At 41.8% G+C, this 13,188-nt stretch carries 10 protein-coding genes; 5 read left to right on the forward strand and 5 right to left on the reverse strand.

The window, feature by feature from the left end:
• Nucleotides 1-10: 10 nt before the first annotated feature.
• On the reverse strand, nucleotides 11-1,120 hold the full coding sequence (locus tag J8Z24_RS12040; RefSeq protein ID WP_252094752.1) for a GNAT family N-acetyltransferase/peptidase C39 family protein: 1,110 nt from the start codon (nucleotides 1,118-1,120) through the stop codon (nucleotides 11-13).
• Nucleotides 1,120-2,118 carry a RimK-like ATPgrasp N-terminal domain-containing protein gene (locus J8Z24_RS12045; RefSeq protein WP_176032849.1) on the reverse strand — a complete coding sequence of 333 codons (999 nt, stop codon included), beginning with the start codon at nucleotides 2,116-2,118 and terminating at the stop codon, nucleotides 1,120-1,122. The genes J8Z24_RS12040 and J8Z24_RS12045 overlap by 1 nt, the downstream gene beginning before the upstream one ends.
• Nucleotides 2,119-2,747: 629 nt before the next feature.
• Between J8Z24_RS12045 and J8Z24_RS12050 the strand changes: the two genes are divergently transcribed.
• On the forward strand, nucleotides 2,748-3,890 hold the full coding sequence (locus J8Z24_RS12050) for a serine hydrolase domain-containing protein (protein WP_176032848.1): 1,143 nt from the start codon (nucleotides 2,748-2,750) through the stop codon (nucleotides 3,888-3,890).
• Between the two features lie 129 nt (nucleotides 3,891-4,019).
• Here the strand turns inward: J8Z24_RS12050 and J8Z24_RS12055 are convergent, their stop codons facing one another.
• Complete coding sequence (locus J8Z24_RS12055) at nucleotides 4,020-4,988, reverse strand: AraC family transcriptional regulator (protein WP_176032847.1); 969 nt, start codon at nucleotides 4,986-4,988, stop codon at nucleotides 4,020-4,022.
• Between the two features lie 119 nt (nucleotides 4,989-5,107).
• Between J8Z24_RS12055 and J8Z24_RS12060 the strand changes: the two genes are divergently transcribed.
• The gene (locus J8Z24_RS12060) at nucleotides 5,108-5,956 is read left to right on the forward strand and encodes a sterol desaturase family protein (protein ID WP_252094753.1); all 849 of its coding nucleotides are present in this window, start codon (nucleotides 5,108-5,110) and stop codon (nucleotides 5,954-5,956) included.
• A 4-nt stretch (nucleotides 5,957-5,960) separates the two neighbouring features.
• Here J8Z24_RS12060 and J8Z24_RS12065 read toward each other — a convergent pair whose 3' ends face one another.
• On the reverse strand, nucleotides 5,961-6,872 hold the full coding sequence (locus J8Z24_RS12065) for a LysR family transcriptional regulator (RefSeq protein WP_252094754.1): 912 nt from the start codon (nucleotides 6,870-6,872) through the stop codon (nucleotides 5,961-5,963).
• 96 nt (nucleotides 6,873-6,968) lie between these two features.
• Here J8Z24_RS12065 and nfsB point away from each other — a divergent pair, with 96 nt between their 5' ends.
• From nfsB to J8Z24_RS12080, 3 genes are all read left to right on the forward strand, one after another.
• Nucleotides 6,969-7,628, forward strand: a complete 660-nt coding sequence (gene nfsB / locus J8Z24_RS12070; RefSeq protein WP_176032844.1) for an oxygen-insensitive NAD(P)H nitroreductase — start codon at nucleotides 6,969-6,971, stop codon at nucleotides 7,626-7,628.
• Nucleotides 7,629-8,144: 516 nt separating this feature from the next.
• Nucleotides 8,145-9,254, forward strand: coding sequence for a M35 family metalloendopeptidase (locus J8Z24_RS12075; RefSeq protein ID WP_147390452.1), 1,110 nt, complete (start codon nucleotides 8,145-8,147; stop codon nucleotides 9,252-9,254).
• Nucleotides 9,255-9,773: 519 nt separating this feature from the next.
• Nucleotides 9,774-10,835 carry an endonuclease/exonuclease/phosphatase family protein gene (locus J8Z24_RS12080; RefSeq protein ID WP_252094755.1) on the forward strand — a complete coding sequence of 354 codons (1,062 nt, stop codon included), beginning with the start codon at nucleotides 9,774-9,776 and terminating at the stop codon, nucleotides 10,833-10,835.
• A 78-nt stretch (nucleotides 10,836-10,913) separates the two neighbouring features.
• On the opposite strand, the gene J8Z24_RS12085 is transcribed toward J8Z24_RS12080, so the two are convergent.
• The gene (locus J8Z24_RS12085; protein WP_252094756.1) at nucleotides 10,914-12,785 is read right to left on the reverse strand and encodes a DUF885 domain-containing protein; all 1,872 of its coding nucleotides are present in this window, start codon (nucleotides 12,783-12,785) and stop codon (nucleotides 10,914-10,916) included.
• Between the last annotated feature and the right edge of the window lie 403 nt (nucleotides 12,786-13,188).

The following is a 13,188-nucleotide window of genomic DNA, read 5'->3' on the forward strand; positions in this document are numbered from 1 at the left end:
TACTGTTTGCTCAAAATGACTCATGCAACACAACTAAGGCACTTAGCTTACTTGCGCCAAAGGTGATCATTTTTTCAAAATCTGCCCTTGCAATTGGAACTTGTTGGCAATCAATTGGATTTTGATTATCCTCTACATCAGGATCATTAAGATATAAACATAATTCATCTATACCCGTAATTAGTACCCAATGTGGTGCCTTTTTACCGTTTAACCGATACGTGCTTATTAACGCCAGCACTGCACTGCCTTGTGATAGCCATTTTTCCACCTGCGCTAATTGCACATCGGTCTGATGAATCGGAATATCTCGATACTCACATTCTTGCTGAAATTGCTCATGTACTAACGTCATGATTTGTTTTTTCTGCACGCTTCTTACACCGTCCAAAAATAGCAGCCCAGATGTATTAACTGCCACCTCTGCTGCAAAACCCCGGCGTTCAGCTGCCAATGCCAAACCAAACGGGTGACACCCACCGTGTCCGGCGGTCATAAATATAGTCGTCGCTTCACGCCAAATCTGAAGCTCCAATATTTGATCGCCCATGCACCCAGAATCAATACTCGCCATCGCCATCATCAGTGACGCAGGGCCGCAAGTGAACTCAGTAGTTTGCTGATACCAAGGTGCGGGAAGTAATACGGCCTGTTTTGATAGCTTGCGTACACACTTCTGCATTCTTAACGCATCATCTTGGTCTGCATAGTAGTTTTGATACTCACCAAACACCCGATAACCCTTACGCTTATACAAACCAATGGCAGAGGTATTGCGCTTAGCAACCTCTAGACGCACGTATAGCCAACCAAACTCACCCACTTTGGTTTCTAACTCTGACATGAGTTGGCGTGCTATGCCTTGCCCTTGATGCTGTGGCGACACCGCCAGCGAATAAAGTCTGGCTAGCCGTGTTCCTTGATGTAACCAAAGGAGACCATATCCCACAAGCTCTCCAGCAAGTTTAGCGGTTAGCAATAGGCTATGTTCAAAATTAATGTAATGCTTGAGTTGGCGACGGCTGAGCTTGTCTGCACTAAAGCATTGTTGCTCTAGCGCGCTAAGATCATTCAAATCTTGTGGAACAGCCTTCTCAAGCACTAACACCGGTTGTAACATTACTTTTTACCTCTCGCTTCTAGGCGCCTTAATAATTCAGACATTACCTGCATGTACAGCTCGTCACCGAGGTACTTGTCTTCAACCCCTTGGTCAATATTTGGGTTGTCATTTACTTCAAGCACGTAGGCCTTACCATTGTGCTCTTTAATATCAATTCCATACAAACCATTGCCGACGACTGCTGCCGCTTTTAATGCCGCCCGCAATACCGCTTTTGGTACTTCAAACGTTGGCAAAGTGTCAAAGCCACCAGAAAAGTTACGCTTTGAGCCGTGGTTATAAATTTGCCAATGGTTACGTGCCATATGATAACCACAGCCGTATACCGCACGGCCATTTAATACACCAATTCTCCAATCGTACTCGGTATACAAGTATGCTTGCGCTAGTACAATCGCAGAGACCTTCATTAGTGCCTCTAGGCGCTCTGTCAACTCTTCTTTGGTTTTCACTTTAAAAACACCTTTTGAGAACGAGCTCTCAGGCATTTTAAGCACCAGAGGTAACGACAAGTCGTCAATGAGCTTATCAATTACTTGTTCATTGCACTGGCTAACAAATCGCGTCTCTAAACTTGGCACCTTCTTGTAATTAAAGGCATCATGTAAAAACACCTTATTACAACAGCGCAAAATAGAGCTTGGGTCATCAATTACCACTAAATCTTTTTGCTCTGCTTCTTGCGCAAAGCGATAAGTGTGATGATCAATTGCCGTTGTTTCACGGATAAATAAGCCATCATATTGACCTAAGCTATACAGCTCAGACGCTTCCAACGGATGCACCTTCATTCCTAGCTTTTCACCCGCCTCAGCTAGTAAAGAGCAGTAGTAACCTTGGCTTAAATAGCGGTCACAGTCACATAAATTAATCACTCGAAGTTTTGATTCGCCAAGCTTTGGGTATTCCTGTAAATAGGTTTCAAAGGTGACAACGTTGTTTGCCAGCGGCAGCACATCGGTGCTTTGATCAACAACGAATAAAGTAGATAGCATCTAAAGAGTCCTTGAGTGGTGATGCTTAACATCAATATTTGATGGTTTTAGCACCCCACGAGTTAACATAGGGTAAGTGGGAAATTGAGAGCACCCACATAAAGTGAAGTAGTTGTAATCTTAAATATAGCTCTTAGCAATTGAGTAATTTTGATGCTCAAGATAAATCTTTCTTGCGGTCGAGAGTAAAAATAAAAATCTTTAATTTCAAAAGGTTGAAAACCATAAAAACATTCACAATCAGATTTGATTAAAACAATTAAGATTTCTCGTGTTTAAAAAGAAAATGAAGAATGAAATAGCAAACGATAGGCACACTTCAAAACGCCAAGAGCAATGAGCGCTTTGGTTGTAGTTGTTTATATTTGTAACTAGCCTTGACTCTGACATCAAGGCTCCTCTTTAGTCCTTTACTGGCGTAGCTAATTTAGCAGACATGTCATATTTTTTCCGATACAAACATAGAGTATATTTTTCAACCTAAAACGATTAATATTTTGGAGTTACAAAATGTTATATAACGAGTTTCAGTACTTGACAATGCTAGTGCGAATGTAAAATCACCTAACGTTTTAGTTTACATGGAAGGCAAATGTTTCTAAGCATAAATAATAAAATAGGAAAAACTCATGCACAGATTAATTCAGGCGTTCACCTTTAGCTTATTACTCAGTTCAGGTCAAACTGTTGCACAGAATAAGCAGCTAATGCTTTTAGAAAAAAGAATGGATGCAATTGCAGATAAAAGCATTAGCCCAGATGGACCGGGCTGCTCTATAGGTATTATCCAAAACAAAAAGTTTATTTTCAAAAAAAGCTATGGCCTGGCTAATTTAGAACACCAAATCCCCCTCAATAATCAATCGGTATTCAGAATGGCGTCGGTATCAAAGCAATTTACAGCGTTTGCTGTTTTGTTATTAGCAGATGATGGAGCCATCAAGCTGGAAGACGATATACGCAAGCACCTACCTGATTTAAAAGATTATGGAAGAAAAATTACCATTAATTCAATGCTAGGTCATTTCTCTGGTTTAGGAAACTTCGACGATCACCTAGACACGCTACGTGAATCTCCTTTAAGCCGATTTATGATAGGTAGTGAAAAATTCATACCAAATGCGGAATACTATTCTGTCATTAAAGATTTCCCGCTTGTACATGAGCCTGACACCACAATGAAATACAGTAATCACGGGTATATCATTCTGGCAAAATTGATTGAGCGGGTAAGCGGAATGACGATACGCGAATTCACCGACAAGCGTATATTTAAGCCGCTCGGTATGAAGCACACATTTTTTTCAGATAGCGCCGAAGAGGTTATTCCTCACCGCGCTTCAGGATATCGTTCACCCGAAGCAGGAAAACAGCTCAATCATTTAACCGCTTTACACACTATTGGTGATGGAGGCTTATTCACCACCATAGATGACATGCTTATTTGGGATACTCACTTCCAAACTCCTAAGCTAGGCAAAAATCCAGAAACGTTAATGGCGCTAATGAACAAGCCAAATATCAATATTCCAGAGAGTGACGAAGGAAAGTGGTATTACGCCAATGGGCAAAATACTGATGGACGTTATTATTTCCACAACGGGGGTTGGGTCGGCACAGACACCAGTTACATTCGAAGGCCAGACACCAAAACGTCTGTTGTGGGAATGTGTAATTCGGTGTCCTTGAATGTAAGTGACTTTACTTATGCAACCTTTGAAATATTGGCTGCTTTAAAATTATGGAACGGGGAAGACCCTTCGATTTATTGAATGAAAACGCGTAAGCGGTGAGGTAACGGTTGTTGGAAATCGATGATGCCAAGTATGTATTCTCAATACATATTTGCACCGATGCAGGGAGTTTGACTAACTAGCCCAAACTTACCCACCTTCGGCTCTTCATTTTAGCTTTGATGGTGATTTTCCGTACCATTTCATACAAACTTTATTGAGCGCACTTTGTTCTGTAAAACCGAGCGCATCGACAATATCGAGTAATCTCGTGTTGCCGATGAGCTGTTCAAATCGAAGCTTTCGCTCTTCATCGAGTAGGACTCTAAAGCTAGTGTGTTGTATTTGTAGCTTACGCTGCATCGAACGCACACTCATGTTTAATGCTTTAGCAATACTTGCTTGGTTGACTCCAGCAAGTGAGTGCTTTGCTGCCAGTAAATTAGCAACGCGGGTCTTTAAATCATCATTATCACAAAACGCTGAGACGCTTTTAGCAAGCACTTGCTCAATATGTTCGTGCATTAGGCTGTCGACGGTAGCGACTGGCATGGCAAGAAAATCTAACGGAAACCACAGTGCATTTTCAGGGCAGTTTTGTAAAACGGAGCAGCCAAACCAAGTTTGTAAACGCTGTAATTCTCGGTCACACACGCTAAAGCTAAGATGGAGTTGATTAGGCGATAAAGTTGAACGCAAAAGCTGCCGTGCAGCGCTCACCCAAGCGGTCATATTACGCAAAATGGTTTGCTTACCCAGCGGGGTTTTTGGTTGCCAAGTTAACTTGGCATTGTCGCTATCACTTGTGAATACAGCGAGGCCAATATCGGCAACAATGGCATCGTAATGCAATAAAGAGGTAATCGCTTGCTGTAAGTCTTTACTGGTTTCGACCAAGTAACCTAGCGCTCCATAGTCATGCAACTGAATGGCTTTACCCAGTTCAAAACCAATCAAGGGATCGCCGCTCAGCTCCAGCCCTACCTCAAGCAGTCGCTCATATTCAACAAGTGGTACACGTTCAGGCCGTGACGCTACTAGCTCTGCAAGCTCACCTAGCAGTCTCTTATTATCAGTAAAATGGTCATGAATATGTACCCACGCACTATAAAAATATACAAACGAAGTTGAGTGCATTGCAGTTCCTTTTGTCGTATTTGGACAAATTTTTGGCGCAGTTTGGCAGGATTGTCAATGACTATCCCGTTACGCTAGTGCATAAAGTACCAAAGCTTTGGCTAAAGAAGGAGCTGTATATGATTGATGTATCGCTAATTTTACTGGCACTCAGTCCCGCCTTTTTACTTTGTGTTGCTTGGGAGTACATCAAGCACCACGAATATTATGATTGGCGAGATTCAATGCTCAATGCCCTACTTGCCTTGCTCCATCAAGGCAGCGACGCGCTAGCTTTGCTTGTATTGATGCCACTCTTTTACTGGCTCCATCAATTTGCTTTATTCACAATCGAACTCAATCTCTTCACTTTGCTTTTTGGTTTTATCTTGCAAGATTTTTTGTATTACTGGTTTCACCGGGCATCACACTGTATTCATTGGCTTTGGAGCGCACACGTAGTGCATCATAGCTCTAATAAAATGAACTTTACCACCGCATTTCGCCAAAGCTTGCTTTACCCAATTGTCGGTATGTGGCTATTCTGGCTGCCTATGATACTCCTTGGATTTACCCCAACCTTGGTATTTGCCATCGTCGCAATTAACTTAGCTTTTCAATTTTTTGTTCATACACAAACAGTTAATCGATTAGGGATGGTAGAGCGGATTTTTAATACGCCTTCCCACCACAGAGTTCATCATGCCAGTAATCCCGATTATATAGATAAAAACTTTGCCGGGGTGCTCATCATTTGGGATAAGCTTTTTGGCACCTTTGTTGAGGAGCGTAAAGACATAACAATTTGCTATGGAATAAGAGGTGCGGCACCAAAGCAAAACCCTGTAGACGTAAGCTTTGCTCAGTGGCGTCATATGTTCCACCGCTTTTCACAAGCAAACACCTTAAAGGGCAAATGGTTGGCGTTATTTGGTTATCCAACCCATTTACCCGACAAACCTAAGAGTACACCTTCAGTCAAGCCCTAGCGCATTACTTATATCGCTCGGCCTTTTCTACAAGCGCTTGGCAGTACACCCTTAGTTTATCGCGCAGCACTCTCACGCTTGGGTTGATCATTTGCTTTGACGGGCAGATCAACCACAGCGGCTTACATTCAACGCGGTAGTCATTTAATATACTTTGCACCACACCTTGTTCTAGTTGGTCTGCTACATCTATCGCGGAGCGCAATGAAATACCCGCTCCTTGCGCACACCAGCGCTTTACCACATCCGCATCATTACTGGTTCTACGCCCTTTAAGTACCACTTTGTAAGTTTGTTCATTTTTCGTCAGTTTCCACGTATCAAACTTACTACCTCTGATCAAAAAGAATAGCCCTTGATGCTCGCTTAAGTCTTCATGGCTCTTTGGTGTGCCTTGTTTTTCTAAGTATTCCGTAGAGGCACAAAGCAGCAATGGCACATCGCAAATTTTAAAGCCGTAGAAGCTACTGTCTTCAGGCGCGCCATAGCGCAGCGCGATATCAACATCATCACGATAAAAGTCGAGATTGTGATCATTAAGAATAAGCTTCAGGGCAAGTTTGGGGTATTCGTCAAGTAATTCGTCTAGCCAAGGTAGGAGAATATTACGGCCAAAATCTGACGGTGCGGTTAACCTTAGCTCACCGTCAATTTCGTTGTCGTTATCAAGCACCTGTTTTTTGCCATTATCCAAAAGCGCAAGTGCCTGCTCGCAAATTGGCAAGTAAGTTTCACCTTGCTTTGATAGCCTTAAGCTACGCGTAGAACGCACAAAAAGTTGAAAGCCAACGTGCTTTTCCACTCGCTTTATCGCGGCGCTCGCTGTGGCAACCTGCATATCTAACTGCGCAGCCGCCGCACTAATATTGCCAAGCTGAGCCGTTTTCATCACGACGATTAAATCTTGTGTATTCATTTTCAAAAAATTTTTGAAACTATTTAACTCATTATCATCTTTTTATTGATTATGTAAATCCATATTATGTCTTTAAAGCAATTTTAGGAGTCTGATATGTACACGTTACGCGATGCAATTAACAATCGTTATTCCACAAAAGCCTTTGATCCTAATAAAAAAATTAGTGATTCAGATATTGACCTACTCAAGCAGGCGCTAAGACTAAGCCCGTCTAGTACCAACGTTCAGCCATGGCATTTCGTCATCGCAAGTACTGAGGCTGGCAAAACCCAAGTGGCTAAAAGCACACAAGATAGTTATAAGTTTAATGAAGCAAAAGTACTTAACGCATCACATGTTGTTGTATTTGCTGCAAAACAAAATATAGATGATACGCATTTAGATAAAGTGCTTGCCAAAGAAAGTGCCGATGGTCGATTTGAAAAAGGCTCTGAAATCGAGGCACAAATGAATGATGGCCGCCGTTATTTTGTCGGCTTAAACCAAACCAGCAATGAAGCAATCAAAGCTTGGACGGGTAAACAAGTTTACTTAAATCTTGGACAGTTCTTGCTCGGTGCGGCGTCACTTGGCATTGACTCGGTTCCCATTGAAGGTTTTGATGTTGAAATCTTAGGTAAAGAGTTAGGATTAACTGAACAAGGTTTTGATCCCCTTGCCATTGTCGCACTGGGCTACCGTGACGAAACTGATTTTAATGCTAAATTACCTAAATCACGCCTCGCAATCGAAGACATCATTACCGAAATCTAGGCGACTGAGAGTTAAGCTTTTTTAAATATAAATGTTTGTACTCACTGTTTAAATTCAACTTGCCTACTGGCCAGTAGGCAAGTTGCTCAATCTCAAAATAGAGTATAAATCTGAGTTTATTAAGTGAGGATTTGCTAGGCTGCTTACTAAGCTAAACTCAATAACTTTCAAAAGTCTCGTTCATTGCGCAATCAGTGTTTGTAACACTTCGCTCCAATCATTGTAAACCAACGTAAATAAAACAATAAATTTACAAAAAAGTCTTCTCTTTATTCGATTAAAATTTATCCATACTTTTCAATAACATTACATACTCATGAAATTATTAGTAATTTATCTCTTCTCTCAAATATAAAAATAAGTTTCCAAGTGACACTTGAAACTTTGAATATATTATTGTTAATTAAAAGTGAAGATAAATTTAAAGTTCTTCAAACAATAATGACAACAAGTAAACTCAGTCCTTAATTGCTTATGAGGATCAAGGCTCTGAGAAAACCTCAACAGGAAGAAATAATGAAACTACTATCACGCACAGTATCGGCTGGGTTACTCGCCACAGCTATCAGCGCATCACTACATGCTAATGCAATGAACGAAAACCTCTTAGTCAGTGTCGATGTTGATACAAAGAAAAATGGCGACGTTATCGCCACGCTAAACATCACCAACCAAGGCAAAGATAATCAAAAAATCCTAAGCTGGTATACTGATCTCGACGAAGAACATATATTTAAAATTACCAGAGATGGAAAAGAAGTAGATTTCTTCGGCCCTCACTATAAACGCCATGCGCCCACAGAAGAAGACTTCATCAAATTAAAATCAGGTGAAACGCTATCAAAATCATTTGAATTGTCAGGACTTTATGACCTCAGTAAGCCTGGAAATTATGAGATCAGCTATGATGTTGAGTCTTTCGATCTGTTTGGCAGAAATGACAAGCTGCGTATGGAAAGCCGTATGATGCAGCATCAATCTAGCGTTACTAGCTCAGTAGCAGAGCTAAGCTCCAATGCGGTTAACTTATGGCTTGAAGGTGTTCCGTTAAGCAAAGGCAATATTCAGGCTGCTGCAAAGCCGGGCGCTGCAGCAGACTGTACTGATGGTACGTGTTTCACGGGCCGTTGTAGCAATAGCGAAAAAAACAGCATTTTATCGGCATTGGACGCGGCGGATCAAATCACAAATAACTCTGTCGCTTATTTAAATAGTCACTCAGCAAACAATCCATCGACTCGTTACAATACTTGGTTTGGATCAGCAACCAGTAGCCGTTATGCGACGGTAAAAGCAAACTTTAACGCCATTAACGATGCAATTGATAACCAAGACCTTACGTTTGACTGTAGCTGTAATCAATCGTACTTTGCTTACGTATATCCAAATCAACCGTACAAGATATATCTATGTCGTGCATTTTGGAATGCAAATGAGCTTGGTACAGATTCGCGCGCAGGAACAATTGTGCATGAGCTAAGCCACTTTAATGTGGTCGCCGGTACTGACGATATTGTGTATGGACAGTCTGGAGCGAAAAGCCTTGCGATTTCTAACCCAAGCCAAGCTATCCAAAATGCTGATAGCCACGAATACTTCGCGGAAAATACGCCATATCAAAACTAATATTTTTATATAACATAAGGTTAAGTAAATTTTTTTGAAGTGGAGAAAGTGCTTTGGCCATACCAACTGAGCAGTGTTACCAAGCTTACAGGGTAGTTCTCCCTTCAAATTGTTGTCTATTTAACCTGCACCCGGGGTAAGAAGTGAGTTAATCAACTAAATTATACCAATTTGCTTAATTAAGTGGTCTATTTTGAGGCGAGAAAATCTTGTCGATAACTCCGCTACCGCGTCCTGCTATCGCTAAGGTACCTACATCCATATAGGCAAGGCAAAAATTTTGCTATTTAGTTGTTCTAAATGAGAAATTTTTAACGCTGTTAGCGTCAGATTTACTCCTTCAAATTGAGCAAGTATTAAGTCAAATTGGTATTACCTAAGCTCAAAAGTATAACCAACGGTGTTCCCCACCAACCGAGTATCGACAATGAGTGCCCACTCAACGTCGATACTATTCACAGTTATTTCAGCCAACATAAAGTATACTGAGCAAATTCCTCCATTATGTTAGGGTATTACATGACTTGGATTATCGTTTCACTGAGTGTTGTTATCTTGGTAGCTACGTTATTACCTTTGGCCAAGCACCCGCATTGGAGTGTCAGAGCAATGGAGTTTCCTAGACTCCAGCTCGTCACAATGACTGCCGTAGCACTGATGTTGTGCATTGTCTTTTTCAAGTTAAGTCTGCTTAGCGTGATCACTATGTTTGTGCTCACCGCGTGCTTATGCTTTCAACTTTGGTGGATCTTGCCTTATACGCCCCTTTGGCCAGTAGAGGTAAAACATGCAACATCAAATACCCAAACAATGAGTATACTCACCGCCAACGTGCTACAAACCAACCGCCAATTTAGCCTGTTGCTCAGCCAAGTTCGAGCACATCAGCCTGATATACTCATAACACTAGAAAGTGACGAGATATGGCAACAACACCTCGACTCACTGTTAGATATACTGCCCTACTCTGTAAAGTGCCCGCAGTCTAATTTATATGGTATGCATGTATATTCACGCCACCCGCTTGAGGACGCTACCTGTGAGTATATTGTTGAAGAAGGTGTACCCTCGATACATGCAAAAATCAAGCTCCCATCCAATACCATCATACAAGCTCACTTTTTACATCCAGCTCCTCCTAGCCCAACAGAGAATAAAACCGCCATAGAACGTGATGCTGAGTTAGTCATTGTGGCTAAACGCATAGCGAAACACGCTTTACCGACCATAGTAACCGGAGACTTGAACGATGTTGCATGGTCTCCAACCACTAGGCTTTTTCGTAAAATTAGTGGACTATTAGACCCTAGGGTTGGTCGTGGTATGTTTAACACCTTTCACGCAGATTACCCGTTTGCTAGATGGCCATTAGATCATCTGTTTTCAAGTCATCACTTCACTGTTGTTGATATAAAGCGGCTGGCAAATATCGGCTCTGATCACTTTGCACTGTATGCTGAACTTGCCTATCAGCCTGTAGAAAATGAAAATACCACGGGCCTCGATCTACAACGCAAAGATATAAATCGCAGCGAAGAAATCCTTGCTAGGGCAAAAGCAAAACCAAATATCAAGTATTAACCCAGAGACCATAAAGACAGGCAAAGAGAAAGGCAAATCAGCTTGGTAGTTTAATCACCACCAAGCTGAGAGTAAAAATTAGGCTGCTGTTAGCGACTCAACCCACGCGTTAACATCCTCTTCAACCAAGCGCAGCGGCCTTGCACCTTTTAGTAAGATCACATCATGAAATGCTTTAATATCAAACTTCTCTCCCAGTTGCTGCTTAGCATGCTCTCTCAGTTCAACCAGTTTGAGCATACCTAGCTTATAACCAAGCGCTTGCCCGGGCCACGCAATATAACGATCGATAGCCGATACCACATCACTCATTGCCGTACCTGTTGCATCAGCAAAATAGGTGATCGCTTGGTCGCGTGTCCACTTTTTGTAATGCAACCCAGTATCAACAACAAGTCGAGCTGCACGGTAGGCCTCAGCTTGCAGACGACCTAAGTCACCAAATGGATCGTCTTTATACATGCCCATCTCATAAGCCAGCAACTCAGAATATAATGCCCATCCTTCGATATAGCCGTTAAATGACGCATTTTGACGCATCAAACCAATTTCGGTTTGCAACATATTAAGGGCAATTTGAAAATGATGACCAGGAACTGCTTCATGATACGTCAAGGTTTTCATGCCAAAGCTTGGTACTGCCTTCATATCTTTTAGGTTGATTGAAAATACCCCTGGGCGACTTCCATCAAGCGATGGTCCATTGTAGTAACCACCGGGCGCACCTGCTTCCACAGCCTGTGGTATGCGTTTGACTTCAACTGGTTGCGGTGGAATAGTAGAAAAATAATCTGGTGCTTTTTGTAAAATAGTCGCTATTTCACCACGCAAGAACGATAATAACGCTTCACGACCCTCGTCAGAATCCGCATATAAAAATCTCGATTCTTCATTGAGCTGCTTCATGCGTTCGCCAACAGATCCCTGTGAATAGCCATTTTGCTTAAGGATTTCGTCCATACGCTTTGAAATACGCTCCACCTCAGCAAGACCAATTTGGTGGATCTCTTCGGCGCTCATATCAGAATCCGCTAAGTAGGTGATCTCATGCTGATAGAAAGCTTCGCCATTTGGCTGAGCCCAAATACCAACCTTTTCAGGCGCTTTACTCTCTAGAGCGTGCATAATAGCAGACACATTTTTAAACTCGGGATAAAGCTTTTGCTCAACAATTTGTATCGCCTGCGCAACATATTCAGCGGCGGCTTTATCTGTAATATCATTGATATTTGCAAGTTTTTCTTTAAACGATGTAACCAAAGGATGCGCTGCACCATGTGGCGCCGTGAAGTTGTCTAAATAACCTAGCGTGTTTGGAAACAATACTTTTGGTAAAATTACGCCTTTATTGGCGTCCGCTGTTACCTTACTTGCCACTTGCTTCGTCACTTCAACAAAGGCATTCAGGCGAGCAAGATAGTCTTTGGCATCTTGCTCACTCTCTATTCCATGTTGGTCTTTTAGCACATTTGGAATATCGAGTAAGGGGCCTGACAACTGGTTCACAATATATGGCAGGTGCCCACCCCACGTATCAATATAACCGGCTGAGAACCCCTTATCTCCGGCGTAATAACGCGCAATCACTTCATTGACTTTCACATGTAATAAGTCATCTGAGTTACTGATTGCCGATTGTATTGCCGCTAGACGCTGCGCCGCTGCATTCATGTCGACTTGCAGTGCCTGCATACCCACGACAGAGTAGTCAGGTAGCTTTGTTTGATAGTCACCGTATTCACTGTTCGGTAGTTTTAATGATGTTGCCAATGCCGGCTGGTGGTTAATAAATTGTCTCGTATATTGTTCAACAACTTTATCTATCTCTGTTCTGGACATACTAGATTGGCTGACTCCAACCTCAGAATGCTTTTGTGTAACCGGCTTATCTTGAGCGCATCCACTTAGCCCAAGCACCACAGCAAAGGCCACCAAGCTCATTTTCTTCATTATTACGCCGCTCCGTTAATTTTGTTGTTTGAGCAAAAACATTACCAGCCTCTAAGACACTGGTATGAAAGCAAAACGGCGTGAAGTTAACCCAACAAAACAGTTCATTATGTTGGTTCAACCATCACCCGCGCAGATATTTATATTTAATACCAATTAACCTGAGCTTTGGCTAAAGAATAAATAGGCCTGTTGTGTTCAACAACTACACACTCCCTAATACAAAGCATATTTGCATACTAACAGCCTGTGTTATCCTAAGCTCAAGTTACCTCGATACAATTAACATATTTGCACTTCGGTTACAGCTATATAGGCTCAATTAAACAAAATAATACCAATTATCTTAATTTAAGTGGTCTATTTTGAAGCGAGAAAATCTTGTCGATAACATCGCTCTCAT

This window comes from Pseudoalteromonas sp. SCSIO 43201 (assembly GCF_023716725.1).
Taxonomy (GTDB): Bacteria; Pseudomonadota; Gammaproteobacteria; order Enterobacterales; family Alteromonadaceae; genus Pseudoalteromonas; species Pseudoalteromonas peptidolytica.